At 68.5% G+C, this 24,085-nt stretch carries 25 protein-coding genes and 1 riboswitch; of the genes, 12 read left to right on the top strand and 13 right to left on the bottom strand.

Annotation, left to right across the window (positions count from 1 at the left end; all coding sequences use genetic code 11):
* Positions 1–71: 71 nt before the first annotated feature.
* A complete protein-coding gene (locus tag ACTWQA_RS53445) occupies positions 72–509 on the bottom strand; it encodes a VOC family protein (protein ID WP_443166506.1) in 438 nt (145 codons plus the stop codon).
* Between the two features lies 1 nt (position 510).
* Positions 511–1,095: a DinB family protein gene (locus ACTWQA_RS53440; protein ID WP_443166505.1), complete on the bottom strand. Its 585-nt coding sequence runs from the start codon at positions 1,093–1,095 to the stop codon at positions 511–513.
* A gap of 98 nt (positions 1,096–1,193) precedes the next feature.
* On the opposite strand from ACTWQA_RS53440, the gene ACTWQA_RS53435 reads away from it, so the two are divergent.
* Complete coding sequence (locus tag ACTWQA_RS53435) at positions 1,194–2,132, top strand: helix-turn-helix transcriptional regulator (protein WP_443166517.1); 939 nt, start codon at positions 1,194–1,196, stop codon at positions 2,130–2,132.
* Here the strand turns inward: ACTWQA_RS53435 and ACTWQA_RS53430 are convergent.
* Complete coding sequence (locus ACTWQA_RS53430; protein WP_443166504.1) at positions 2,116–2,730, bottom strand: MmyB family transcriptional regulator; 615 nt, start codon at positions 2,728–2,730, stop codon at positions 2,116–2,118. The genes ACTWQA_RS53435 and ACTWQA_RS53430 overlap by 17 nt on opposite strands.
* Before the next feature lie 656 nt (positions 2,731–3,386).
* Between ACTWQA_RS53430 and ACTWQA_RS53425 the strand changes: the two genes are divergently transcribed.
* Both ACTWQA_RS53425 and ACTWQA_RS53420 read left to right on the top strand, forming a co-directional pair.
* Positions 3,387–4,439, top strand: a complete 1,053-nt coding sequence (locus ACTWQA_RS53425; protein WP_443166503.1) for an aldo/keto reductase — start codon at positions 3,387–3,389, stop codon at positions 4,437–4,439.
* An 80-nt stretch (positions 4,440–4,519) separates the two neighbouring features.
* Positions 4,520–5,083 carry a TOPRIM nucleotidyl transferase/hydrolase domain-containing protein gene (locus ACTWQA_RS53420; RefSeq protein WP_327586452.1) on the top strand — a complete coding sequence of 188 codons (564 nt, stop codon included), beginning with the start codon at positions 4,520–4,522 and terminating at the stop codon, positions 5,081–5,083.
* Between the two features lie 31 nt (positions 5,084–5,114).
* Here ACTWQA_RS53420 and ACTWQA_RS53415 read toward each other — a convergent pair whose 3' ends face one another.
* Positions 5,115–5,657, bottom strand: a complete 543-nt coding sequence (locus ACTWQA_RS53415; protein WP_443166502.1) for a TetR/AcrR family transcriptional regulator — start codon at positions 5,655–5,657, stop codon at positions 5,115–5,117.
* Positions 5,658–5,740: 83 nt separating this feature from the next.
* Between ACTWQA_RS53415 and ACTWQA_RS53410 the strand changes: the two genes are divergently transcribed.
* The 3 genes from ACTWQA_RS53410 to ACTWQA_RS53400 all read left to right on the top strand — a co-directional run bounded on the left by ACTWQA_RS53410 (position 5,741) and on the right by ACTWQA_RS53400 (position 8,268).
* A complete protein-coding gene (locus ACTWQA_RS53410) occupies positions 5,741–6,559 on the top strand; it encodes an SDR family oxidoreductase (protein WP_443166501.1) in 819 nt (272 codons plus the stop codon).
* A 50-nt stretch (positions 6,560–6,609) separates the two neighbouring features.
* Entirely contained in the window at positions 6,610–7,188 is a 579-nt protein-coding gene (locus ACTWQA_RS53405; protein WP_443166500.1) for an HAD family hydrolase, read from the top strand.
* A 121-nt stretch (positions 7,189–7,309) separates the two neighbouring features.
* A riboswitch (guanidine-III (ykkC-III) riboswitch) is annotated at positions 7,310–7,377 on the top strand.
* A gap of 12 nt (positions 7,378–7,389) precedes the next feature.
* On the top strand, positions 7,390–8,268 hold the full coding sequence (locus ACTWQA_RS53400) for an MBL fold metallo-hydrolase (RefSeq protein ID WP_443166499.1): 879 nt from the start codon (positions 7,390–7,392) through the stop codon (positions 8,266–8,268).
* A 321-nt stretch (positions 8,269–8,589) separates the two neighbouring features.
* Here ACTWQA_RS53400 and ACTWQA_RS53395 read toward each other — a convergent pair whose 3' ends face one another.
* Both ACTWQA_RS53395 and ACTWQA_RS53390 read right to left on the bottom strand, forming a co-directional pair.
* Positions 8,590–8,796, bottom strand: a complete 207-nt coding sequence (locus tag ACTWQA_RS53395) for a DUF397 domain-containing protein (RefSeq protein WP_443166498.1) — start codon at positions 8,794–8,796, stop codon at positions 8,590–8,592.
* On the bottom strand, positions 8,784–9,602 hold the full coding sequence (locus ACTWQA_RS53390) for a helix-turn-helix domain-containing protein (protein ID WP_443166497.1): 819 nt from the start codon (positions 9,600–9,602) through the stop codon (positions 8,784–8,786). Before ACTWQA_RS53390 ends, ACTWQA_RS53395 begins: the two co-directional genes overlap by 13 nt.
* Before the next feature lie 252 nt (positions 9,603–9,854).
* Between ACTWQA_RS53390 and ACTWQA_RS53385 the strand changes: the two genes are divergently transcribed.
* Positions 9,855–10,682, top strand: a complete 828-nt coding sequence (locus tag ACTWQA_RS53385) for an ATP-binding protein (protein ID WP_443166496.1) — start codon at positions 9,855–9,857, stop codon at positions 10,680–10,682.
* 1,079 nt (positions 10,683–11,761) lie between these two features.
* Here ACTWQA_RS53385 and ACTWQA_RS53380 read toward each other — a convergent pair.
* The 6 genes from ACTWQA_RS53380 to ACTWQA_RS53355 all read right to left on the bottom strand — a co-directional run bounded on the left by ACTWQA_RS53380 (position 11,762) and on the right by ACTWQA_RS53355 (position 17,908).
* Positions 11,762–12,085 (bottom strand): STAS domain-containing protein, encoded by a 324-nt coding sequence (locus ACTWQA_RS53380; RefSeq protein ID WP_443166495.1) that lies wholly within the window; start codon positions 12,083–12,085, stop codon positions 11,762–11,764.
* Between the two features lie 119 nt (positions 12,086–12,204).
* On the bottom strand, positions 12,205–12,795 hold the full coding sequence (locus tag ACTWQA_RS53375) for a DUF5994 family protein (RefSeq protein WP_443166494.1): 591 nt from the start codon (positions 12,793–12,795) through the stop codon (positions 12,205–12,207).
* A gap of 243 nt (positions 12,796–13,038) precedes the next feature.
* Positions 13,039–14,514, bottom strand: coding sequence for a glycoside hydrolase family 130 protein (locus tag ACTWQA_RS53370; protein ID WP_443166493.1), 1,476 nt, complete (start codon positions 14,512–14,514; stop codon positions 13,039–13,041).
* Positions 14,511–15,515 carry a glycosyltransferase gene (locus ACTWQA_RS53365; protein ID WP_443166492.1) on the bottom strand — a complete coding sequence of 335 codons (1,005 nt, stop codon included), beginning with the start codon at positions 15,513–15,515 and terminating at the stop codon, positions 14,511–14,513. Before ACTWQA_RS53365 ends, ACTWQA_RS53370 begins: the two co-directional genes overlap by 4 nt.
* Positions 15,512–16,651 (bottom strand): glycosyltransferase, encoded by a 1,140-nt coding sequence (locus ACTWQA_RS53360; RefSeq protein ID WP_443166491.1) that lies wholly within the window; start codon positions 16,649–16,651, stop codon positions 15,512–15,514. Before ACTWQA_RS53360 ends, ACTWQA_RS53365 begins: the two co-directional genes overlap by 4 nt.
* Before the next feature lie 408 nt (positions 16,652–17,059).
* Positions 17,060–17,908, bottom strand: a complete 849-nt coding sequence (locus tag ACTWQA_RS53355; RefSeq protein WP_443166490.1) for an alpha/beta hydrolase — start codon at positions 17,906–17,908, stop codon at positions 17,060–17,062.
* 349 nt (positions 17,909–18,257) lie between these two features.
* Here ACTWQA_RS53355 and ACTWQA_RS53350 point away from each other — a divergent pair, with 349 nt between their 5' ends.
* The 5 genes from ACTWQA_RS53350 (at position 18,258) to ACTWQA_RS53330 (ending at position 23,340) form a co-directional block, all read left to right on the top strand.
* Positions 18,258–19,232 carry a LysR family transcriptional regulator gene (locus tag ACTWQA_RS53350; RefSeq protein WP_443166489.1) on the top strand — a complete coding sequence of 325 codons (975 nt, stop codon included), beginning with the start codon at positions 18,258–18,260 and terminating at the stop codon, positions 19,230–19,232.
* Positions 19,233–19,643: 411 nt separating this feature from the next.
* On the top strand, positions 19,644–19,886 hold the full coding sequence (locus ACTWQA_RS53345; RefSeq protein WP_443166488.1) for a hypothetical protein: 243 nt from the start codon (positions 19,644–19,646) through the stop codon (positions 19,884–19,886).
* Positions 19,887–19,961: 75 nt separating this feature from the next.
* Positions 19,962–21,308 (top strand): PP2C family protein-serine/threonine phosphatase, encoded by a 1,347-nt coding sequence (locus ACTWQA_RS53340; RefSeq protein ID WP_443166487.1) that lies wholly within the window; start codon positions 19,962–19,964, stop codon positions 21,306–21,308.
* Positions 21,309–22,007: 699 nt separating this feature from the next.
* Positions 22,008–22,319: a UBP-type zinc finger domain-containing protein gene (locus ACTWQA_RS53335; RefSeq protein WP_443166486.1), complete on the top strand. Its 312-nt coding sequence runs from the start codon at positions 22,008–22,010 to the stop codon at positions 22,317–22,319.
* A gap of 19 nt (positions 22,320–22,338) precedes the next feature.
* Positions 22,339–23,340 (top strand): acyl-CoA desaturase, encoded by a 1,002-nt coding sequence (locus ACTWQA_RS53330; RefSeq protein ID WP_443166485.1) that lies wholly within the window; start codon positions 22,339–22,341, stop codon positions 23,338–23,340.
* 149 nt (positions 23,341–23,489) lie between these two features.
* Here ACTWQA_RS53330 and ACTWQA_RS53325 read toward each other — a convergent pair whose 3' ends face one another.
* On the bottom strand, positions 23,490–23,831 hold the full coding sequence (locus ACTWQA_RS53325; RefSeq protein WP_443166484.1) for a hypothetical protein: 342 nt from the start codon (positions 23,829–23,831) through the stop codon (positions 23,490–23,492).
* Between the last annotated feature and the right edge of the window lie 254 nt (positions 23,832–24,085).

Raw genomic sequence — 24,085 nt, 5'->3', positions numbered from 1 at the left:
CGAACGGCGCCCATGTTTACCGCATTTTGGGGAGGTTAAGTGAAGAAATCGCTGACCCGCCGCACGATTGATCAGTCCAGGCAGAACTCGTTGCCCTCGGGGTCGGCCATCATGATGTGACCGGCGCCGAGAGGGGGAGCGGGCTCGTAGCGCTGGAGCCGGGTGGCGCCGTGGGAGACGAGCCGTTCGGCCTCCGCCTCCAGGGCCGCCATCCGCGCGTCGCCCTCGAGCCCGGGAGCGGCCCGCACATCGAGGTGCACGCGGTTCTTGACCTGCTTGCCCTCCGGCACCCGTTGAAAGAACAGTCGCGGCCCGGAGCCCTCGGGGTCGACCACCGCCGAGGCGTCGTTGCGGCGCTCGGGCGGCACGCCCATCGCCTCCAGGGCCTGCTCCCACGACTTGAAGCCGGGGGGCGGGTCCTGCAGCCGGTAGCCGAGGGCTTCGGCCCAGAATGCCGACAACCCGGCCGGGTCGGCGCAGTCGAAGGTGATCTGTACGTCGCGGGCCATCTCAGCTCGCCTCCTGTCGGATCTGCTGGTGGGTGTGCAGGTAGAGGTCGCGGAGCAGGCACACCTCGGCCAGATGGTGGATCAGCTCGCGGTTGATGTGCAGCACCAGGGCTGCCAGAGGACGCTCGGCGTACGGTCCCTCCGCCTCTCCGCACGGGCGGGCGAGGCCGGTTTCGCCGAGGGACTCGACCCCGGCCAGCCACGTGGCGTACTCGGCGTCGAGCTGGGTCAGCGCCGTGTCCGCGGTCGCGGCGTACTCGAACGACTGGTAGTCGGTGGCCGCGCGACCGAAGTGCGCGGCGTTGCGCATCGCGAGCACGCCGACGATCACGTGCCCGAGTCGCCAGGCGATCGTCGTGAACGGTGGCGGATCGGGCATCGGCATCGCGAAGTCGATGGTCATCGCGCCGGACCCGCCCTGCACCGGTGCGGTGCCGGTGCCGCGCGGGCGCACGCTCCAGCAGCCGGGCGCGGGCTCCCAGAAGTACTCGTCGTCGGTGAGCCCGTCGAGGCGACCGCGCAGCTGCTCGGTCCAATGCCAGTCGATCTGCTCTCGGAGCAGGGGATTCCAGGTCTGGTCGGTCATGGTGCTCACCTTGCCGCATATAGCGGACAGGGTCGTTCCGTGATCTGTGGGACGATGAGCGCGTGACCGTCGAGGCGACGACCGAGCGGGTGCTGCGGATGCTGGCGCTGCTGCAGCACCGGCCGTCCTGGACCGCCACCGAGCTCGCCGCCGAGCTGGGGGTCACCGACCGCTCGGTGCGTCGCGACGTGGAGCGGCTGCGCGCGCTCGGCTACCCCGTGCACGCGACGGCGGGCGTCGGCGGCGGCTACCAGCTCGGCGCGGGCACCCGGCTGCCGCCGCTGCTCCTCGACGACGAGGAGGCGATCGCGACGGCGGTGTCCCTGCGGCTGGCGTCGGGGGGCACGGTCGCCGGGGCGGGTGAGGCGGCGCTGCGGGCGCTGACGAAGCTCGACCAGGTGATGCCGCCCCGGCTGCGCGCCGAGGTCCGGGCGGTGCACGGCGCCACCGAGACCCTGGTCGGTCCCGGGATCGAGATCGACCCGGAGCTGCTGGTGACGCTCGCGCGGGCCTGTCGCGACGCCGTGCGGGTGCGGTTCCGGTACGCCGGCCGCGACGGCGGGGAGCGCGAACGCACGGTCGAGCCGGTGCGGATGGTCGCCACCGGCCGCCGCTGGTACCTGATGGCCTGGGACGTCGACCGCGACGACTGGCGCACCTTCCGGCTGGACCGGATGCGCGAGGTGGCGGCGACGACCTGGCGCTTCCGGGCGAGGGAGCATCCGGACCCGGTCGCCTTCGTGCAGCGGGGCGTGACGGAAGCGCCGTACCGCTATCTCGCCCGGGTGCGGGTGCACGCCAGGGCCGACCAGGTCCGGGAGCTGGTGCCGCCCCAGGTGGGGCGGGTCGAGGACGATCGCGACGGGTGGTGCGTGCTCGTCGTCGGCGGGGATGACCTGGACTGGCTGGCCGTGCACGTGGCCCGGATGGGCTTCGAGGCGGAGGTGCTGGAGCCTCCGGAGCTGCGGGAGGCCATTGCCCGGCTCGCCCGCCGCCTCGCGGCGATGGCCGCACGCGTTGCTACCGATCGGCGGTGACGGCGAGGGTGCCGAGCAAGGCGAGCGCGTCGGCGCTGGGGGAGCCGGGTTCGGCGTGGTAGGCGACGAGTTGCTGGCCGGGTGCGGCGCGCACATCGAAGCTTTGCATGCGCAGCGTGAGTTCGCCGACGTCGCGGTGGTGAAAGGTCTTCACCTCGGCGCGTTTGCCGCGCGCCTCGTTCCGCCGCCACAGCTCCGCGAACTCCGGACTCCGGTCCAGCATGAGGCCCAGCACCTCGCGTACGCGTGGATGGTGCGGATATTGCCCGTGGAGCAGCCGGAAGCCGGCCACCGTGTTGACGGCGGCGGCCTCCCAATCCCCGTAGAACGACCGCGCGTCCGGATCGAGGAAGAGTTTGACCAGGAGGTTGGCGCCGCCGTGGAAGCTTTCGAAGAGCGCGTATCCGAGCCGGTTGCCGGCGAGCACGTCGTAGGCCCGCCCGAGCACCAGCGCCGGGTTGTGCGGCCAGCCGTCGAGCAGCTGGAGCAACTCGGGGTCCACGCGTTCGGGGGCGGACCAGGCGGGCCGTGGGGTGAGTCCGGCGAGCCGGAACAGGTGGGCGCGGGCGTCGTCGTCGAGGTGGAGTACGGCCCCCAACGCGGCCAGGACCTGTGGTGACGGGTTGCGTTCCGGCCTTGCTCCAGCCGTACGTAATAGTCCACGCTGACGTCGGCCAGCATCGCGACCTCCTCGCGCCGCAGCCCCGGCACGCGCCGCCGCGAGCCGGCGGGCAGGCCGGCGTCTTCGGGGCGTACGCGGGCCGGGTGGCTGCGGAGGAAGTCCCCCAGAGGCGTTCCCGTCATGCCACCAAGCGTAGGCGTGAACCGCCGGCCGAGGGTGGGTGCGCTACTCCCAGGCTCACGGCGGCCTGGGCCACCCCCGCCACGTACCCGAAGCTCGAAACCATGACAAAGACACCTGAACGCAAGGTCGTGCTGGTGACCGGCGCGGGACGGCCCCGGGACGTATTCGCTGACGATGTACAGCCGCGCGTGCAGCATCTTGATCGCCACACGCTGTTCGTCGGGCGACTCCCCCAGGAAGGCAGACCCCTGGCCGCTGGGGTGCACACGCCGCGCGGACACCCGGGCAATTCGGAACATCCGCTGAGCCGCCTCGCACCGGCGGCATTCGTGGAGGTCGCTTGCTAACCGGAAAGCCTTTCCATATAGTTCCGGAATAGCTTTCCGCTTCAGAGTACGGCACCGACAGATCGCTCACCACACCTCTGACCGCAAACCCAGGAGAACCGCATGCAGTACCGCACCCTCGGCCGGACCGGCATCAAGGTCAGCCCCTACGCGCTCGGCGCCATGATGTTCGGGGCCGTCGGCAACCCCGACCACGACGACTCGATCAAGATCATCCATAGGGCCCTCGACGCCGGGATCAACTTCATCGACACCGCCGACATGTACTCCCAAGGCGAGTCCGAGGAGATCGTTGGCAAGGCACTCAAGGGCCGCCGCGACGACGTCGTGCTCGCCACCAAGGCCCGGTTCCCCGTGAACTTCGACCCCAGCGGCGCCACCCCGGTCGTTCCGAACCGGTCGGGAGCCTCTCGCCTCTGGCTGATCCGCGCCCTGGACGGCTCGCTGCGCCGCCTGGGCACCGACTACGTCGACCTGTTCCAGATCCACCAGCCCGACCCCGACACCGACATCGAGGAGACCCTCTCGGTGCTCACCGACCTGGTGCGGGCCGGCAAGGTCCGGGCCATCGGCACCTCCTCCCTGCCCGCCTCGGACATCGTCCAGTCCCACTGGGTCGCCGAGCGGCGCGGCCTGACCCGGCTGCGCACCGAGCAGCCTCCGTACTCGATCCTCAACCGCGGCATCGAGCGCGAGGTCCTCCCCGTAGTCCAGGAGTACGGCATGGGCACCCTGGTCTGGAGTCCGCTCGCCGGCGGCCTGCTCACCGGCCGCTACCGCAAGAACCAGCAGAACGCCACACACCGGTCCCAGTTCGGCTTCCAGCACCTGAGCGACGAGCGCCGCCTGGACGCCGTCGAGCAGCTCATCCCCGTCGCCCAGGACGCCGGGATCTCGCTGACCCACCTGGCCATGGCCTTCGCCATCGCGCACCCCGGCGTCACGTCCGCGATCATCGGACCACGCACCATGGATCACCTCGACGACCTGCTCGCCGGCGTCGACGTCAAGCTCACCGATGAGATCCTCGACCGGATCGACGAGATCGTCCCGCCCGGCACCGACATCGGCCGGCTCGACATGGCCTACAACCCAACCGCCATCCAGCACGCGCGCCTGCGCCGCCGGCCCGCCGACGAACGCGCCGCCGCCTGACCGCACCCCCTCACCATCCCCGCCTCTCGTCACGCGTAAAAGGGGATGAACCCCTCCAGGTTCGGTGCAAGGCTGGGCTCGTGAGCGACACGCGAACCGTGGTCCTGGTCGAGGGCGTCAGTGACAAGTCGGCCATTCAAGCGTTGGCCGAGCGCCGTGGCCGGAACCTGGCGGCCGAAGGCATCTCCCTTGTGGCGATGGGCGGTGCCACGAACATCGGGACGTATATCGGCAGGTTCGGCCCGTCCGGTCGCAACCTCCGGCTGGCCGGTCTGTGCGACGTCGGAGAGGAAGGCGACTTCCGGAGAGTTCTCGAGCGCGCCGGCCTTGGATCCAATCTCAGCCGAAGCGATCTGGAAGCGCTCGGATTCTTCGTGTGCGTCGCTGACCTGGAAGACGAGCTGATCCGCGCCCTTGGCACCGCCACGGTTGAGCGCGTCATCGACGCCGAGGGCGAGCTCCGCTCATTTCGCACGCTTCAGAAGCAGCCCGAATGGCGCGGGAGCGCCACTCACGACCAGCTGCGCCGGTTCATGGGATCAGGCGGTGGCCGCAAGATCCGCTACTCTGGCCTGCTCGTCGCGGCACTCGATCTCGATCGCGTGCCGCGGCCGCTGGATATGCTGCTGGCCCACCTCTGCTGATCTCCTTCCTCATCGCGGAGGAACACAAGGTTCAGCCGCCGGTCAGATAGCGCTGGAGAGTCGGCGCGAGCCACTCGATCACCTCCTCGTCCGCCATGTCGGCCGCGGGAGGAAATTTCAGAATGTAGCGGCAGAGCGCCATCCCCAGCACCTGGGAGGCCACGAGCGCCGCCCTGGTCGCCGCCTGGTCCCCCGCGAAGACTGCGATCACCGGCGCGAGCTGCGTACCGAAGACCTCGCGCATGCGCCTGGCCGCGGTCTCGTTCGTCACCCCCGTACGCAGCAGGACCTGAAGCACGTCATCGGCGTGCCACCGCTCCAGGAAATGCCGGATCACCATCTCGCCCAGGCGCTCGCGCGGCACCTGGCTCAGGTCGGGCAGGCGTAGGTCGAACTCGGCGGCGCTGGCGAACAGCTTGTCCTTCGTGCCGAAGTACCGCATCACCATCGCCGGGTCAATGCCCGCGTCGGCGGCGACCGCCCTGATCGTCGCCTTCTCGTAGCCGTCGGCGGCGAAGCGCTCGCGGGCGGCGGCCAGGATGGCCGCCTTGGTCTCTCCTGCCGATCTCCTCATGCCAGCAAGTGTAGGCCAACACGTGTTGACTTAGTGGCCATGCTAGGTCAACAATTGTTGGCATGAGCCGAAAGGAGCACGCCATGTCGAAGACAGTGCTGGTGACCGGTGCTTCCACCGGAATCGGGCGGGCCACCGCCCTGCTGCTGGCCCGCGAGGGCTTCACCGTCTACGCCGGGGTCCGCAAGGAGGCCGACGGGCAGGCGCTCGGCCCGACCGTCACCCCGATCACGCTGGACGTCACCGACCCCGGCCAGATCGCGGAGGCGGTCAGGACGATCGGCCGCCTGGACGCCCTGGTCAACAACGCCGGCATCGGCGTCACCGGACCCCTGGAATTCGTCTCCCTGGACGCGCTGCGCCTGCAGTACGAGGTCAACGTGTTCGGCCAGGTGGCCGTCACCCAGGCCATGCTGCCGAAGCTGCGCACCTCGAAAGGCCGCGTCGTCACCGTCGGCTCGGTCGGCAGCTGGATCACCCTGCCCTTCGGCGGCCCCCTCTGCTCCTCCAAACACGCCATCCGCTCCCTCAACGACGCGCTGCGCATGGAGGTCAAGCCCTGGGGCATCCGCGCGGTCCTCATCGAACCCGGCTCCATCCACACCGCCGCCGTCGACAAGCTCGAAGGCGAAGTCGAACCCCGCCTGGCCGCCATCGGCGAGGAAGGCCGACACCTGTACGGCGCCGCCTACCGGACCATGGTCACCAGCGGCCTGAAGGAAGAGCGCTCCGGCTCCAGCCCCGACGTGGTCGCCCGCGCCGTCCTGCACGCCCTGACCGCCCGCAAGCCGCGCTCGCGCTACCCGGTCGGCAAGAAGTCACGGCTGATGAGCACGCTCGGCCGCATCGTCCCCCAATACACCCTCGACGCCCTGCGGCTGCGCGCACTGGGCCTGTCCTGACCCGCGGGCCACAGCCTGTGGGGCGCCCCCACACCGCACAATGGAGGGCCATGATGCCTTTCGACGCAGTGCTCTGTGACCTTGACGGCGTGCTCCGCCACTTCGACCATGCCGTTCAGGCCGAGATCGAGGCCCGTTACGGGCTGCCGCTGATGCGGACCGCCTTCGACCCCGCCCTCATCGGTCCGGCCACACTCGGCCTGATCAGCGAGGAGGAGTGGGCGGAGTCGGTCGTCGTCGCCCTGGGCGGAGACGAACGGGCAAGGCTCGCGGTCGCCGAGTTCATCGCCGTACCGTTCACGGTGGATGCGGACGTCAAGGCGCTGCTGGCGAAGGCACGGGAGCGAGTGCCAGTGGTGCTGGTGACCAACGCCACGGACACCTTGGACGAGCACCTGGACCGCATCGGACTCACTCACTTCGCCGACGCCGTGGTCAGCAGCGCCACGGTCGGGGTAGCCAAGCCCGACCAGCGCATCTACGAGATCGCCGCAGAACTCGCCGGCGCCGCAACCGAGCGCTGCCTGTTCGTGGACGACCGGCTCGAGAACGTAGAGGCGGCCACATTGCTCGGCATGACCGGTGTCCACTACCGAACGGTGGCGGACCTCGCCGCGGTGTTGGCCTAGGCACCGCGCTGGCCAGGCTTTCTCCAGCCTCTGGACCAGCGTCGGCCGGCGGACGTACACGATCGCGACGGACCGGACGGAGCGAGGCGGCCTTGCCGCTCAGTGCCGTGATAGCGTCGCCGTGGCGGCTCGTACGTGCCTGCCCCGGACGAGATGTGCGCCGTACCCGGCCCGCCAAGACGACGCACTCAAGGAGACGTCTTGGGTGCCCACACCTCCCTGATCGACTTCACCGCAGCGACTCCCCGGCCTCGTGCGTTGGATGTCCGGTGGATCCACGGCTCGCCGTCGGCCAAGCACAACACCGACCCGGACATCCAGGTCCACGCCTACGACGAGCACACGTTCATCCTCCGGCAGAACATGGCGATCGACTACGAGGCGCCGTTCCTGTTCCTGCTCTTCGGCAACGCCCAGGCGGTGCTGATCGACACCGGAGCCACCGAATCCGCCGAGTTCTTCCCCCTCCGCCGGGTGGTCGACGAGCTCATTGAGTCCTGGCTCGCCCGTCACCCCCGGCACGGGTATCACCTGCTGGTGCTCCACACCCATCCGCACGGTGACCACATCGCGGGCGACGGCCAGTTCACCGATCGTCCCGACACCACGGTGATCGGCGCCGATCTGGCCACTGCCTGGGCGTACTTCGAATTCGCCGACCACCCCGCCGCCGTGGCGCAGGTCGATCTGGGAGGCCGGGTGCTGGAGTGTCTGGCCACCCCGGGCCACCACGAGGCGGCGGTCACGTTCTACGACCCGTGGACCGGGTTCCTCCTCACCGGCGACACGGTCTACCCCGGCCGGCTTTACATTCAGGACTGGCAGGCATTCACCCGGACGATCGATCGCTTGATCGACTTCTGCGACCACCGGACGGTCACCCACGTGCTCGGCTGCCACATCGAAATGACCCGCCAACCGGGCGTGGACTATCCGATCCGCACCGTCTACCAGCCCGACGAGCCCCCACTGCAGATGACCACCGGTCACCTGCGCGAGATCCGCGCAGCGCTGAAGGAGATCGGCGACCAGCCCAGCCGCCGTGCCTTCCCGCTCTTCGTCCTGTGCCCCAGCGCATGAGCGGCACGAACAGACGAGGCCCCGTCCCCAGCGCCCCGGCTGCGAGGGCCGTCCCTTCGAGCTCGATACCGCGGCCGTCCTCGCCGCGACGACCCCGTGACGTCCGCGGATTGGGTCAAACCGGGACCGCGTCCGACCGACTGGTCGCGCCCGGAGGCCAGCGCCTCGATCACACGGTTCCAGGACGCCCATGCCGTTCCTCTCGGTCAACGCGCCAGGCCCCACGCAGGGCGGGAGCCTTGTCGGCGAGCAGCCGGGAGGCCGGTGGCGTCGCGGCTTCACGAGTACCGCTGCGCAGCTGGTCCTACTGCGTCGGCACCGTCAGATGTCGAACTCGCCCTGGTTGGCGCCTGTAAGGAAGGCTTTCCACTCGCCGGGGGTGAAGATCAGCGCGGGGCCTTGAGGGTTCTTGCTGTCGCGGACGGCGACGATGCCGGGGAGGTTGGTGGCCACTTCCACGCACTGCCCGTTGTCGCCACTGGCGCTGGACTTGCGCCAGTCCGCTTCGTCGAGGTTCAGCTGGTCCATTTCCTTATCGCATCCTCTATTGCCTTTTGCGTTACTTTTTTCGGCTGCGCGTCTGATCTGATGGTGTCATACCGCTGCTTGAGGCGCGCGACTGCTTCGTGATCGCCGGTGACCTGACCGGACAGCACCGAGTCCGCTGAGACAACCTCAGATCCGTCGCGCAGCCGCGCGAGCGCGAACGCGCTCATCATGCCGGCCACGCCACCGGCGGCGATAGGGACGAGCTGGACGGTGATCTTCGGATGCTGGGCCAGTTCCAGCAGGTAGCGAAGCTGGCCGGCCAGGACGTCGGGGCCGCCGATGGGGCGATGCAGCACGCCCTCGTCGATGAGCGCGAGAAAGGTTGGCGGGCTGGGATCGTCGAAGATCGCGATGCGTTGGATGCGGGCTTGAACGCGCTCTTCCACGCGGCCGCCAGCGGCAGTAGCGGAGAAGATCGCGCGGGCGTAGTCGGCGTTCTGCAGAATGCCGGGAACCAGCAGCGGGTCCCAGGATTGCAAGATGACGGCGCGCGGCTCGATCTCCTCGACCCAGCGAGCGAACCAGCCGAGAGCAGGCGATTGGGATATCCGCTTGAAGAGAGCGACAAAATGACCGTCAAGGCCGAATACTTTGTCCGCTTCTTGAGCGAATTCGAGCGTGGGGGTCCGGCGGCCAGTTGCGATGTGGCTGATGAGCGATTCGTGACAGCGGATGCGCGCCGCCAGCGCCGCCTGTGTCATCCGAGCGGCCTTGCGGTGCTCAGCGAGGTCATGGGCGAACCGGGCTCGGGGCGACATCTGGTCGCCAGGGCGGGGGATCTCCAAAGTGCCTCCACGGTCGTGAGCTGGGGGCATTACTGCTGGTGACCGTACTGCGACGTCGAGGCGACAATCAATACAGGCCGTCTGCATTTCTTTGTCGGGCAGGTTTCGCGAGATTGGCGTACCAATCGGTTGCGTGATTGTTCATGCTGGAGCCGACACAGTCGAACACGACAGTGTGTCTGTCTCGGGGATTGCGGACGATAACTCGAATAAGTCGGTGATTTCGTGTCAACGGGAACCATATCTGCGCAGATGCCGGACGTTGCCCGGTGGAAAGGCACGACGCTGCGGCGTAGTGCCCGATCGCCGCGGCTGGCTCGACTGGCGATCAGGCTGTGGCTGGCCGATGGTTACCCGGCGGCCCTGTCCAATGCCCTGCTGGTCGTCTCCGAGCTGGTGACGAACGCGGTGCTGCATGTGCCGGCGGGCGCGCAACGCGACTGGGTCAAGGTTCGGCTCGGCTTCGGAGACGACTTCGTCCGGCTGGAAGTGATCGACCCGGGTACGCCGAAGCCAGAACTGCGCTTCCACCTCAACAGGAACTCCATGGCGCAATCGGGCCGGGGCCTAGGCCTGGTGGCGAGCCTGTCGGTCCGCTGCGGGACGCAGCGGCTTGAGTGCGGTCATCGCGTCGTGTGGGCGGACGTGGCGGCCGCCGAGATCCCGGCCGCCGAGATCCCGGTCATCGGCTCCGAGAGCGACGCGCCTTCGGGCAGCTCGCGGCCTGCCACTCGCAGCAAAGCCCCCCGGCCCGTCGCTGCCGGTGTCGCAATCAGCGGGTCGGGTCCAGGCCAGTCCCCGGTCTGGCAAGCCAGCCCCTCCCGGGCCTATAGGAAAGGAACGCCCTTCATGACCGGCAACCAGGACAAAGGCAAGGTCAACGACCACGAGAGGATCAACGACCTGTATGAGTTCGAGCTGGACGAGTCCCTGTTCGCCGAAGTCGACGGCACCACCGTGGCGTATGCACGGATCGCGGAGATCGAGGACGCGTTCGCGGTGCGGGACATGAGCAACCTGGACGCGGGCACCCTGCGCCTGCCCGGCGCCGCGCTGCGCAAGCTGGGCGTGGCCATCTAGGGCGCTCCCGCGATCTTTCCCGGCGTGGGCGCGACCCCCCGCGACCTGGGCTCACGAGCAGGCGCGGCGGCCGAACCCCCGTCCTTCGCGGCCCGGCCGCCGCGCCACCGGAAATGATCAGATATGCACCAGTGGCAGCCATATGTCCCGCAAGGGCTCTTCTGCGTGGCCGAAGCCTCCTGCTGCGAGGAATTCATCTTGTGCCAGGAAAGCGCCGAGTTCTTCGTCCGCCGCCAAGCCGCGGACGGGACCTATGAGGAGACCGCCAGGGGCCCTTACTCTCGCGCGGCCAAGGCGTGGAAGGGCCTGGCCGCGACACACCGGCATGAGGCGAGGGCGGCATCGTGATGATCTTGGCTGGCGCGGTGCCCGAGGAACGGGCGGCGCGGATTCCTGATCGGCGGCCGCCACGTCCTGACCTCTCTGCATGCCGTCATCGATGGCGACATCGAGGTCCGGCGCGCCATCCCCTGGCCCGACGCGAGCACGACCAGCAGTTGGCCACGCAGCGTTGCACCACCCGGAAGACCTCGCCCTAGCCGCCGCCGGCGCCGCCCGCATGGTAAGCGCGGGCTGCGAGGCAGGGGCGTGGCTCTGAGCGCAACCGGAGCAGGGCGGTGGCGGTAGTACCGCTTGGCGTGCCCCTCTGCACCGCCAGCATCGCAGCGGCTTATCCATGAGCGACTGGGGCAACGACGTGTACTGGAACCCCGACGAATACGGCCTTCAGATCGGCGACTTCAACAGAGACGGTCGTGACGACATCGCCTAGCTCGGCCGATGCGATTCTACGACCGCGTGCATGCGCGCCCACATCAGCACCGAGACGAACGTCTTCGCCGCGAAACAGTGGGGGCCAACCCGTATCTTGACGGATCCATCACGCCGCATTTCGGCATGCGGGTCGTCGACCACAACGGCGACGGCAAGGACGACATCGCCCATCGCGGGACGTGCGGCAATCCGGGCGTTCCTGTGTGTGGCGGTTCTCCATGGGCTCTGACGAGGCGCCCGCAACTGTGGCGTGCTCGCAACCCCTGTGATTGCCAGAGAGTCGGGCCAGGGGTCGGCATCGCGGCTCACGCCACGATCGGGAAGCGGCGATCCAGACCGGTGACGCGCAGCAGCCGGGCCATGAACGGGGGCATGCCGGTCAAGGCCAGCGTGATGCCCCGTGCCCGGGCCCGGCTTTGCACGCCGAGCAGCACACCCAGCCCGCCGGCACTGCAGAAGGTGACCCGGGACAGGTCCAGGATGAGCAGGCTGGAGCTGCGGCTGAGGGCGTTCAGCAGTCGCTGGCGCAGCTGCGCTGTAGTGAAGATGTCGATGTTCCCGGCCAGGTGCACGAGGGTGGAGGCGGAGGCGGTCGCCCCGCGGAACGAGACGGTGTCGATGACGGTCATGGAAGTCTCCTGTTCGGAGAGGCTGGAAATGGGATGAGGAGCCTGCCGGCCGGAGATCGGTCCGCTGCCAGAACGGGCAGTGCCTGAACCGCTCAATCTGGCCGGCAGGCGGCACGTGGTCACGCCGGCGCTGACAGCCGTCTGACGGTGGACTGCGCCTCCTGCTCGGTGACCGATCCGGCCTCGTTCTCCCAGCGGGCCGAACTGCCGGCGGGCGTCGCGCGGACAGCGGGGTCGGGCGGCAGGTGCGCGAGGGTGAAAATGGCGTCGACAGTCCAGCCGGTGGTGTCCTGGGCGGTGAGCTTGAGCGTGGCCTCGGCAGGGCCGGCGGCGGTACCCGGCGGGATGATCAGCAGGACGACCGGCTCGACGGCGGCGAAGAATAGAATGATCACACGCGGATCGGCGTGGTGGAACCAGCCGGCCCGGACCTGCCGCCCGCGTGCTGGGATCCGGCGCGGGACGCGCTGCCACGCGTCCCGGTGCACACCGATGCGGAGCGTGACCCGGCCAAGCAGCTGGTCCACGGCGGCGATGAGGCCAGGCAGTTCGGCCCTCGCGTCGCGGGAGTAGGGCCACCAGGCCCCGTTCACCACGGCTCGCCGATCCAGCACCGGGTGGAGACTGAGCCGTAGCGCGGAATCGACCTGAGGGATCGCGGATGAGGCGGAGCTGAGCGGTGTGCGTTGAGAAAGTAGTGTCGGCGTCATGGTCGCCTGACCCGTCCAGGCCCTCCGCAGAGGGGCCGGTAGCGTTGGTTCGCCGCGGGCGACGCCAGCCTGAGTGCCAACGCTCGAAATGTCCTCGGTGCCTTTACTCTACCTCATCTCCCGCGAATGAGCTGGCCGGCTTGATCGTGTTGGGGCCGTTGAACAGCAGGCTGGCCGCATGGCGATCTCGGTCGTGAAAGCAGTCCGCAGGCGGAAAGGCCACATACGACGGGCGGCCATTCGTCACTGTGGTGGACGCATCTCCTTGATGAGGGTGTCGAGCGGCACATGGGCGAATCCGATGCGGGTGTCGCTCGCCCCGTAGGGAAGCCACACGGCGTCATCGTGGAGGAGGCCGCCGCAGGAGTACACCACGTTGGGCACGTAGCCTTCACGTTCGGTGCCGTCGGCGGTGAGCAGTGGGCCGGGGAGTTCGGCGATGACGCGTTGTGGCTGGTGGGAGTCGAGCAGCAGGGCTCCGATGGCGTAGTCGCGCATGGGGCCGACGCCGTGGGTCAGGACGAGCCAGCCGAATCTGGTCTCGATGGGAGATCCGCAGTTGCCCACTTGGATGAGTTCCCAGTCCCGGCGCGGGGTGTGCAGGGGTACCGGCCGTTGCCACCTGTTGTGCCGGTCAAGGGCGGTGAGTCCGGTGGTCTCGCCGTCGGAACGGCACAGTGCCAGCCTGCGTCCGCCGACCAGCCGGGGGAACAACGCCATGCCCTTGTTCACGGCGGCGGGGCCGCGCATGGGAGTGATCTCGAAATGGCACAGGTCGTCGCTGGTGATCAGGTGAGAACGGATGTGCTGCCCGTCGTAGGCGGTGTAGGTGGCGCGGTACGACGGCCTGCCGTCTTCGTCAATGATCCGTACGAATCGTGCGTCCTCCATGCCGTTGCACTCGGCTGCGGTCGCCGGCCAGAGGACTCGCCGGTGAAGTGGGAGCTCGGCGGGGAATGCCACGGCGTAGTCCAAGCGCGTCGCGCGGCGCATCTCTTCGAGGGTCGACTGCGTGCTGGTGCGAGTGAGCAGGTCAGTGGGGAGCTGGGCGATCGCGTGTTCGAAGTCGTCGTCCTCGAAACGTTCCGGCAGGGATCGCAGCATGCTGGCCGTCACCTCGTTGTCCCAGGCGTCGTCGGCGAGTCCGGCGGCGAGCAGGTCGCGCCGATGATGGGTCCGGTGCCGGCGTCCGACGGAGAGTGTCCCGGAGCGGTCGGCGATGCCGAGGTCGGAGCCCGGCCCGAGCACTGCCGTGGTGAAGCCGATGGAGGACAGATGGCCCTCGCCGATCTGCCGCAGGCTGATCGCCACGCGGAGCTGTCCGGTGCTCAGGCCGGACTGGTCGGGATGGGGGATCATCGACGGGTTGCACACCGCGGCGGCCTCCACGGCGTACTCGTGACTGAAGTAGGCGCCCACGAGGAGGCGGGCCGGCAGGGACAGGTCGACGTCGCGCGGGACGCGATGGCGGATCAGGTCGTGGTGATGGGCGAAGGTCGCTTCAAGGTCGTGGTGCCGCCCGCCGAATCGTCGCAGCGTCCGCTGGAGCATCTCGATCGTCTGGTCATGATCGAGGAGGAGGACGCGGTCGATCAGCGCGGCGGCCCGGGTACGGGTGAGCGCGGCGTCCTCGCCGGGCACGAAGAGCTTGATGATCACTCTTCGCGGGTCGGGAGTCAGCGTCGGGCCGAGCCGTGTGGCCAGATCCCTGGTGGTCATGCGAGCCGCCTGGCGTGTTGCATGGTGGAGATCAGCGCGATGGTCGACTCCGCGCCCTGGTTGAGGTTCGGGCCTTGCTCGGTCAGGCCGTCGTAGCCTCCGCCGGTCGCCGGGTCCCACATCGGAACGCCGGCGTCGTTGGCACCCTGGAACCACTCCACTGCCCCCCGTACCTTCTCCTGCCATGAAGGGTCACCGGTCGCGAGTCCGGCGGTGGCGCAGGCGTCGGCGAGCGCGGCCACCTCGATCGGCTGCTGGTCGTAGCGAGACCGCGGCGCGCCCTGCCGCCAGCCGGCGGCGGGCACGACCGAGAGCCGGCCGTTCTTCGTCTGAATGTCACACAGCCACGTGAGCATGCGCAGGCCGACGCTGAGTAGCTGCCGGTCATCGCTCAGGTCTCCGGCGGAGATGATCACCTCGGCGAGAGCGGCGTTGGCGTACGTCAGCTGCGGCTGTGGCCACGGCCAGGAGGGGTTCTCCGAGGGAGCACCGATCGTCTCCACGGCGTTCATCAGCAGGGTTGCGGCCACGCTGCTGTCCGGGGCGGCGCGTAGGACCTCCGCCGCGCCGAGCCCGGCGAAGGCCATGGCGCGCGGATGTGGGGAGCGCTGTTCGGCCCCGAGGGTGAAGGCGCGCAGAGCCTCCTTCCGTATCCACGGAGCGGAGGTGTGGGCCGCCGCGGTGCCCAGGCCCCACATCGCCCGGCCCCACCAATCGCCGACGTCTGGCCGGTCACTCCAGCGCCGGTCGAAGGCGAGCCTGTTGCGGAACGCGCCGGAACGATCCTGAGCGTGCGTGAGGAAGGCCAGATAGCACTCGCTCAGCCGGGTCAGGCGGTGCGCCGGGTGCGGCTCCCGGCTGGCGACGACGAGGCCGCGGGCGACGTCGTCGGTGCAGTAACCGTGATGGCGCAAGACGGTGGCGTGCCGGGCATGCTCGAACAGGCCGGTGTCGTCGCTCATCCGGACCAGGTGCCTGAATCCAGGAGTGACGGTGCTCACGGCAGCACCGCGGCCGTCGCGGCCGGCCTCTGCGCGAGGAGCGACCGGGCGAGGCCGTCATATCGGGCCGCGACCGCGGGCCACAGCAGGGTCGGGATCAGGGCGCGGGTACGGCCGGTGAGATCGTCGGCCAGCCCGGGTTGTGTGAGGACACGGCGTACGGCGGAGGCGAGCGCTGCGGGGTCGCCGTGGGGGACCAGAAGTCCTGGACCGCAGGTGAGCAGTTCCACGGCGTGGGGGAAGGAGGTGGCGACGACCGGCACGCCCGCGGCGACGGCCTCGATGAGGACGCCGGATGTGACCTGCTCCGCCGAGTCATAGGGCAGCACGACGACGTCCGCCGAGCGGATGAGTCGGCTCAGCGAGTCCTGATCCCGGTAGACAGGGTCGTGTCGTACGGCCTTGGACACCCCGATCCGGGCGGCGAGTTCATACAGGCCGTTGCGATAGGCCTCGCCCTGGTGTTCCAGCACCTTGGGGTGGGTCTTTCCGGCAATCGTGTAGGTCGGTGACGGGTCGAGGCCTCGCAGGAGCGCGAGCGAGCGCAACGCCCACTCGATGCCTTTACCGGGCCCGAGCAGGCCCCAGGTGAGCAGATGCGGACGAGGGTGGCGCCGAGCTGGGACCCGCAGATGCTCGGCGGCACCGTGCGGGATGACGAATACCTTGCCGGCGTCCACCCGGTAGCCGGCCGTCAATCGGTCACGAGCGGTGCCGGTCATGGTCACGATCGCGCCGGCGGCGGCCCCGATCTCCTCGAGCAGGGCCTTCTGCTGAGGAGTGGGCCTGGCCAGGACGGTGTGCAGGACCACGATGCTCGGCACGATGAGGCAACGCAGCAGCGGCAGGACGTCCCGGCCGTCCGCGCCGGGGTAGATGCCGTACTCGTGCTGCACGATGGCTACGTCGAAGTCCTCGAGAGCGGCGGCCGCGGTCCTCCACCCGCCGGGAGTGTTCGCAGTCCAGGTGTGCACGACCCACGGCTGAGGCCGTTCGTCGTCGCCTTCCGCGGTGACACGGACGATCCCGCCGAACACACCGCCTCTGGTGAGATGGGCGGCGAGGGCGGAATTGAAGGTCGCGAGCCCGCATTGGGTGGGCGGGTGCGTGCTGAGAAAGCCGTATGTGAGGGCCACTGCCCTGCCTTTCGGTCATCCAGCCGCACCAGAACGCACGCCGATGCGGCTCGCGCGGTGAAGACGGCTACCCCGTCTGCCTGTGCGGTGGAGCCCGGAGCCTTCACCGGGGGCCCGCCTCATACCGGGGGCCCGGCGGTCGCGACCCTCAGCTGATGGCGTGGTCTGCGGCCATTTGACACTATCAGTCGCTGACCTTGTCCAAGATCAGCGATCGCGGCCGCCGATCTTCGTCCGTCTGCCGCCAGGGTCTCCGGCGAGTGAGCTCTAGCGGTGACCGCGATCGATCGGTCGGTTCCTCGATCGCCTCGACCAACGCGTCGACCATCACCGCACCGGTCTGCATGTTGCGTAGCGGCTCCGGTCGGCACAGCGGAAAATGCCGGCCTTCGTCCAGCGTGGCGACGTCTACGGGATGTCCGCGTGGGTTTTCCTGGTGTGTCTGGCGGCGTTCCGGCCGGCCCAGTGGATGACGTGGTCCGCAACTCGTTCCCATTGGGGGGCGCCGAGGGCGAAGTGCGGCATACGGGCGAACTCCTGGTAGTCGGTGACCGCGCGGGACGTGCGGTAGCGCTGGTAGGTCGCGCGAACCAGCGTGGCGGGAACGGTGTGGTCGGCGCCGCCGGCGATCAGGAGCAGCGGGGCGCGGGTGTCATGGCGCACGTCCACCCTGGTGGCGGGATGCCGTCGCAGATTGGCGACGGCCGCTTGGAACAGTGGCCGGCCAGGAGCCGGGACGTGATAGCGCTGGTAGATCACCTCTGACTCGTGCGGGGTCAGAGTGTTGGTGAACGCGTAGTGGAACTGCCTGGGGCTCAGCGCCACGGTCCGGGTGCGGTTGGCGGGATTGGCCAGGGCCGGCAGGGCGGCGCGCAGGCTGCTGAGCGGCAGCCGCAGCACACCCTTGATCGGAGCGGGGTGGATCGCGACGCCGGCGGCGCCCAGACCGCGGTTCAGCAGGATCTGGACGATCAGGCCGCCGAAGGAGTGGCCGACGATGATGGGCGGCCGGGCCTGATCTCGGACGAGAGTCTCGTAGAAGTCGGCCACCTCGGTGATGCCGAGGCCGTTCATCACCTCAGGATTCTTGCGCAGCGCCTCGACCTCGATCTCCATGCCCGGCCAGGCCGGCGCGAGTACCTGGTGGCCGAGCTGGGTGTAGTGCTCGATCCAGTGCTCCCAGGCGCGTGGGGTCAGCCAGAGCCCGTGGATGAGGATGATGGGAGGCTTGGCACCAGTGTTCTCTGGTCCGGTCATGGAGCTACTCCTGAGAGGTCATCGGTCCGGTAACCGGCAGCCGTGGACGTTATGAGGGACGCGACGCGGCAGTCGGAGCTCAGCTCGCCGGCGGCGTCCCCGGTCCGGGCGGGTTCGCTCCGGCGTCCCTCCAGGACACACGAGCATGGACCAGAGGGAAACAGGGAGGTTGCGCGCAGCTCATCTCCCCGGCTGATAACGCGCAGCTCATCTCCCCGGCTGATAACCCGTGCAGTAACTGCCCAGCCCTCGGCGGGGGCCGGCTCCTCCATGAGCCCACACTCCACGAGGCACCTAGAGTGGGGGAGACGCCTGGATCGGCGCCGCTCAGCAGAAAGGGTTGGCGGGCATGGAGCTACGTCAGCTGCGCTATTTCGTGACGCTGGCCGAAGAGTTGCACTTCGGCCGGGCCGCGGCCCGCGAGCACATCGTGCAGTCAGCGCTGAGCCAGCAGATCCAGCGGCTGGAACGCGAGTTGGGCGTGCGACTACTGGATCGCAGCACCCACCACGTCGCTCTGACCCCGGCGGGCGCCGCTTTCCTCATCGAGGCGCGCCAGATCCTCGACCACGTGGGCCGCGCCGGGCAAGCCGCACGCAACGCCGTCGCGTCAGCGCCCACGCTCCGTGTCGGCATCATCGACGCCGGCTACGACACCATGCCGCAGATCCTGCGCGAATTCCAACACGCCCATTCCGACATCACGATCCACCAGGTCGAAGCCGGCACCCCCGAGCAGTACCGGCAACTGGCCGACGGCCGCCTGGACATCGCCATCGGACCTGCTGGCCAGACCCCGGCCGCAGTGGAGTCCAAGCTGATCAGGCTCGATCCGCTCGGCGTGCTGGTGCCCGACGGCCACGACTTCGCCGACATGACGGACGGCGTACGCGTCGCCGCTCTCGCTGACGAACCCCTGCTGCTCGGCGAGGAATCCCAAACGCCGGAGCTCAACCAGTTCGTCCTCGAGCTGTGCCGTTCGGCCGGGTTCGCGCCCACCATCTACGAGGGAACCGTTGAGAGCACCCGCGCCGCGGCTGACCTCGTACTCCAGCGCCGGTGCGTGCACTGCGTCCCCTCCTCCTTTCGCACCTCCACCCGGCCGGGCACCACCTGGCGGCCCCTGATCGAACCTGCCACGCACTACCCCTGGTCACTGTTGTGGTACGACGCCAACCCCTCTCCCCACATCGCCACCGTCATCGACAGCGCACGCCAACTCGCCGAGCGGCTCGGCTGGCTGGAACCCGCCGTCCCGTCCACCGGACCAACGCCCGGCGGAGGGGCTCCGAGCGTCACCAGCCACAGCGATGAGCCTGTCTGATTCGCCGGCTCGAACCATGGTGTACGCCACGAAGCCCGGGTGCTGCAGACAGTGGATGGCGTGGTCCGCGACTTGTTCCCGCGCCGAGGGCGCAGTGCGGCATACGGGCGAACTCCTGGTAGTCGGTGACCGCGCGGGACGTGCGGTAGCGCTGGTAGGTCTGGCGGACCAGCGTGGCGGGGTGCCGTCGCAGGGTTAGCGATGGCCGCTTGGAACAGTGGCCCGCCAGGAATCTGGCCGGCCGCCGAGGCAGACGCCGGCGCCCGGGACGGCGACCCGCTCACCGACCCCTTCGCGGCCGCCGGCGCGGTAGGCGGATGTGGAGGGCAGTTGCCTACAGCGTTCGATGCTGGGCAGGTGCTCCTTGCGGATTCTGGCGAGAGGGGGGCGGCCGTGTCAGAGAATGTCGTGTTGATCATTCGATTCCGCCTGGTGGGCGGTGAAGACATCTCCGTGATGAGCGGGGACTTCGCTGGGGAGCCGGAGGCGGTGGCGGCGGTCGCACGTGCTGTGGACGAGCGGCGCAGCCTGGTGTTGATGCGGGCGAGATATGACCGTGAGGCTGACGTGCACGGCGTGGTCATCAACCTCGCCAATGTGGTGTCGGTGCGTGTGTCGAAGACAGACAGCGCCGAGGCGGGCCAGTACCTGTAGCGGTCGGGCTGCCCAACATGACACGGCAGAGAGGGAATCCAGTACGGGGGAACCGGATCAGTTATGACGGGACGTGTGCCGGAGAGCCACAAGGTTGTGGTGGACCGGTCGGAAGGCTTCGGCGAGAGACTGCTGGGGCAGTTGCTGGACCGGGCTCACGCTATGCCGCCACAGCTCATCGCTCCGTTGGTGGCGGAGGAGGTGCGCAGGATCGGTGGCCGGGATGTGTCGATCTTGCTGAAGGCCTATGACCAGGTGATGTTGGTGCCGCTGCCGGGCAGGGGGCTCATGGGGGGCGACCCAGTGCCCATTGACGGGTCATGGGCAGGTGAGGCTTTTGTCAGCGAGGCGAGGCAGGAACATCCGGTGGCCGACGGCATCCGGATGTTCCTGCCGCTGCTTGACGGCAGTGACGAGGTCGGGGTGATGGCCCTGACCCTCAGCAGGGTCGACGACGACGACCGCCGATTTCTGCGACGGCTGGCCGGCCTGGTCGCCGATATGCTCGTCATCAAGAACAGCTATACAGACGAGTTCTTCCGGGCGCGGCGTCGCGAGCCGATGAGCGTGTCGGCGGAGATCCAGTGGTCGCTGTTGCCCCCGTTGTCCATGGCCATCCCGCAGGTCGCGGTTGCGGGAATCATGGAGCCGGCCTATGACGTCGCCGGGGATAGCTTGGATTACGCCCTCAACGACGAGGTCCTGCACATGGCCGTTATTGACGCGATGGGCCATGGTTTGAACGCCGCTGTGCTGGCGACCGTGGCCATTGGCGCCTATCGGCGTGCCAGGCGCGCCAACGTGGGGCTTGCCGAATTGTACGAATTCATGGATACCGCCATCAATGAGCAGTTCGGTCCCGATCAGTTCGTCACGGCGCAGATGGCGCGTCTGGATATCGGGTCGGGTTACTTGGAATGGGTCAACGCGGGACATCCGGCGCCGTTGCTGATCCGCGGCAACCGGGTCATTGAGGCGTTGGAAGGTGCGGGCACCCTACCGGTCGGTTTTGGCGGTGCCGCTCCGCAGATCAACACGCGTCAGCTCATGCGTCACGATCGGGTGCTGTTCTACACCGATGGTCTTGTCGAAGAGCACGAGATCGGTGGTGAGCAGTTCGGCGAAGAACGTCTGATCAACTCCATCGAGCGTGTCGGGCCCATGACGAGAAGCGTGCAGCAGATGGTACGAAGCCTTTCTCACACCCTGATGCGGCAGAGGAAGGGGACGACAAGTGATGACGCGACCCTCTTCCTGGTCGAATGGTGCGGCGGAACCGCCGACCACCTGGCCGAGGTCATTGACCGTTCTGAACATTCTGCTGATGCGGTCGCGGGCAAGGCTTATCGTCAGCCGTGCTCACCGGCCGGACGCTGCCGGGACGACCAGACGGTTCTGATCTCAGAGACGCCGCAAAACTGACCCTCTGGGGACGCTCTCCTGTTGACCATAGCCGGCACCGGGCGCAGAGCCCCGGCCTGTGGTGGGCACGACGGGATCGGACAACTCTCGGATCTCAAGGACGGCACGGTGCAGTGTGATGAATGATCGACCTCCGCGGCGGCCGGATCCGGACGATGACATGGATCAGGCACTGGCCGACGTCTTGAAGGCGATCGGCACAGCCTCGCGCGCACTCGCCTTTCAGAACGCGACGAGCATGGCCTGCCGCGGTGACCGGCAGCGGCTCGCCGTCTGTCTTGAGGCGATGACGCCTGGTCAGCTAGTTGAGGTGGCTGCCGCCGCCCGGTTGCTCGTGCGGTCCGCACCGAAACGTGTGATCAGGTGCCGAGCGCGTTGGCAGCGGCGGCGGGTGTGGTGCCGGGTGGGATGACGAGCAGGTTGAAGTGCTCGATACCCGGGATGATCAGGTTGATCGGCACTCACTGGGAGAGCCGTGGGAGTCCGTGACAGGGATCTCCGATCGATCGCTTGGTGGAGGTCTGTCGAGATGCGGGATCGAGCCGGGCGCGGCGCGTCGGCAATGTGCCGGCTGGCTCGCTATCGGCTCAGGTGATGAGGCTAGCTGGGATTGCGTGTTTCCGCGGGCTCGCTTAGCACCTTGAGTGGTGGGTGACCAGTCGGCGCAGCTTGCGTCGCTGTCGCGGTGAGGGGGTCGTCATGACCCTGGACGCACAAAGAACGAGCGCGACCGACCGCGCACGCCTGAATGGTCAGGCGCCGCGCTGCGATCACGTCGACCTGCTCCCGGCTGTGGAGTACGGACCACCCGAATGCAAGGGATGTCTGGCCCTCGGCCAGACCTGGACGCGGTTGCTGGTGTGCCTGACCTGCGGGTGGGTGGCCTGTTCCGATGATTCACCCGGGCGTCATGCCCGTGCCCACTACCGGGAGACCGACCACCCGGTGGTCACCGTCCTGGAGCCGCGGTCGACGTGGCGTTGGTGTTACGTGCACCGCCGGACCGTATAGACGAGATGAAGGAGATTCCATGACTGTTTCCGAGCAGGCGGCGGAACGCCGTCAGGACTACGACGGCGCATCGCCGTTCCCCGGGGCAGCAGGACACGCGCCGGTCGGTGGCGCTCAGGTGGGGCTGACGGCGGCGATCGTCGTGGTGCCGTTCATTGCGCTCGGTGTCGCGATCTTCCTGGCGTGGGGGCAGGGAGTGGCGTTCACCGATCTGCTGCTGGCCGCGGGCTTGTATGTGGTGACCGGGCTGGGCGTGACGGTCGGGTTCCATCGGCTGCTGACTCATGGTTCTTTCACTGCGCGGCCATGGCTGCGCGTGGCGTTGGCGGTCGCTGGTTCGATGGCCTTCCAGGGCAACGTGATCGACTGGGTGGCGGTGCATCGCCGCCATCACGCGTTTACTGACCGGCCGGGCGATCCACACTCTCCCTACCGATACGGAACCGGCATTCGCGGGCAGCTTCGGGGGCTTGCCCACGCTCACCTTGGCTGGATGTTCACCGACGACCAGACGCCGGCCGAGCGCTATGCCCCGGACCTGCTGGCCGATCCGGCCATGGCCCGAGTGACACGCGCTTTTCCCGCGTTGTGTGCGCTGTCGCTCGTGCTGCCGTTCCTGGCCGGCTGGGCGATCATCGGCACCCTGTACGGTGGCCTGACCGCCTTCCTATGGGCCGGGTTGATCCGCATCGCGCTGTTGCAGCACGTCACCTGGAGCGTCAACTCCCTGTGCCACGTCGTCGGCAGCAGGCCATTCAAAACCCGCCGCCACGACCGCTCCACCAACCTGTGGCCGCTGGCCCTGCTGTCCTTCGGCGAGAGCTGGCACAACGGCCATCACAGCGAGCCCAGCTGCGCCCGTCACGGTCTCGAGCGGGGCCAAATCGACCCGGCGGGCGGGGTGATCCGCCTCCTAGAGCGGCTGGGTTGGGCCAGCGACGTGCACTGGCCCGATGCCGACCGCGTCCAACGCCGCCGCGCCGCGCCGCCATCACAAGCCCGCGCCCCGGCCGGAGACTGAGCGATGCCGCTTGCGGTGTCGCTGCCGGCACCTCCACCCGGCCGGGCACCACCTGGCGGCCCCTGATCGAACCGAGCGAGCGGCGGTCCGCCGTTTTCGCGCGGCAGCCGTGAGGGCCCGCGGCCTCCTCTATGACAGGTTGGGACGGCTCAGCGGCCGATGCCGGATCGTGCGGCCGCGGCCACGATCGCGTCCTTCTTCGCGTCGGTGAGGACCTTGGTTCGGACCAGCTCGCCGGTGACGTGGGCGACGTGCGCCATGAAGGCGCCGTCCCAGTCCGCGTCGTCGCGGATGAGGTCGTTGACCGTGCAGCCGTGCGTGGCGTATCGGTTGGCCACGCCGGAGCCTGCCTCTCCCACGATCACCTTCCTGCGCAGGTCCGAGCCTGGGCACGCATCGCGCTCGGGCGTGTATCGGAGCAGGTGTGAGCCGTACTGCTCGTCCTGGGGCCTGAGCACCGGCCCCTTCACATGCTCGGCCAGCCGACTCACGATTCCTCCTTCCTGCCGCGAAGCCGGGAGGCCAGGAACCGGCCGGCTCGCTCCAGCGCCGCTGCCGCCTCTGCCGATTCGTTGTGCTGGAACACGTGCGGTTGGCGCGGAGCGACCTCCAACGTCACTGAGAGGGCGTTACGCGAGTTGATGTCCGCTTCGTCGCTTGCGCTGGATAGTGCAGGCTGGTCAGGGCAGGGTTCGCCGGGCTACGGGAGCGGTTGAGCGAACAAACCCGGCTCGTTCTCCACGAG

Source organism: Nonomuraea sp. 10N515B (assembly GCF_052245915.1).
Lineage (GTDB): Bacteria > Actinomycetota > Actinomycetes > Streptosporangiales > Streptosporangiaceae > Nonomuraea.
The sequence above is the reverse complement of the archived record's forward strand: the minus strand, read 5'-3'. Positions and strand labels throughout refer to the sequence as shown.

Excerpts from the sequence above, each read along its gene's own strand:
- ACTWQA_RS53410 (WP_443166501.1), top strand. The coding sequence starts at position 5,741 with ATGTCGAAGACAGTGCTGGTGACCGGTGCTTCCACCGGAATCGGGCGG.
- ACTWQA_RS53330 (WP_443166485.1), top strand. The coding sequence starts at position 22,339 with ATGACTGTTTCCGAGCAGGCGGCGGAACGCCGTCAGGACTACGACGGC.
- ACTWQA_RS53425 (WP_443166503.1), top strand. The coding sequence starts at position 3,387 with ATGCAGTACCGCACCCTCGGCCGGACCGGCATCAAGGTCAGCCCCTAC.
- ACTWQA_RS53405 (WP_443166500.1), top strand. The coding sequence starts at position 6,610 with ATGATGCCTTTCGACGCAGTGCTCTGTGACCTTGACGGCGTGCTCCGC.
- ACTWQA_RS53350 (WP_443166489.1), top strand. The coding sequence starts at position 18,258 with ATGGAGCTACGTCAGCTGCGCTATTTCGTGACGCTGGCCGAAGAGTTG.
- ACTWQA_RS53335 (WP_443166486.1), top strand. The coding sequence starts at position 22,008 with ATGACCCTGGACGCACAAAGAACGAGCGCGACCGACCGCGCACGCCTG.
- ACTWQA_RS53415 (WP_443166502.1), bottom strand. The coding sequence starts at position 5,657 with ATGAGGAGATCGGCAGGAGAGACCAAGGCGGCCATCCTGGCCGCCGCC.
- ACTWQA_RS53440 (WP_443166505.1), bottom strand. The coding sequence starts at position 1,095 with ATGACCGACCAGACCTGGAATCCCCTGCTCCGAGAGCAGATCGACTGG.
- ACTWQA_RS53355 (WP_443166490.1), bottom strand. The coding sequence starts at position 17,908 with ATGACCGGACCAGAGAACACTGGTGCCAAGCCTCCCATCATCCTCATC.
- ACTWQA_RS53370 (WP_443166493.1), bottom strand. The coding sequence starts at position 14,514 with ATGACCACCAGGGATCTGGCCACACGGCTCGGCCCGACGCTGACTCCC.
- ACTWQA_RS53445 (WP_443166506.1), bottom strand. The coding sequence starts at position 509 with ATGGCCCGCGACGTACAGATCACCTTCGACTGCGCCGACCCGGCCGGG.
- ACTWQA_RS53380 (WP_443166495.1), bottom strand. The coding sequence starts at position 12,085 with ATGACCGTCATCGACACCGTCTCGTTCCGCGGGGCGACCGCCTCCGCC.
- ACTWQA_RS53385 (WP_443166496.1), top strand. The coding sequence starts at position 9,855 with ATGCCGGACGTTGCCCGGTGGAAAGGCACGACGCTGCGGCGTAGTGCC.
- ACTWQA_RS53395 (WP_443166498.1), bottom strand. The coding sequence starts at position 8,796 with ATGGACCAGCTGAACCTCGACGAAGCGGACTGGCGCAAGTCCAGCGCC.
- ACTWQA_RS53375 (WP_443166494.1), bottom strand. The coding sequence starts at position 12,795 with ATGACGCCGACACTACTTTCTCAACGCACACCGCTCAGCTCCGCCTCA.
- ACTWQA_RS53435 (WP_443166517.1), top strand. The coding sequence starts at position 1,194 with ATGCTGGCGCTGCTGCAGCACCGGCCGTCCTGGACCGCCACCGAGCTC.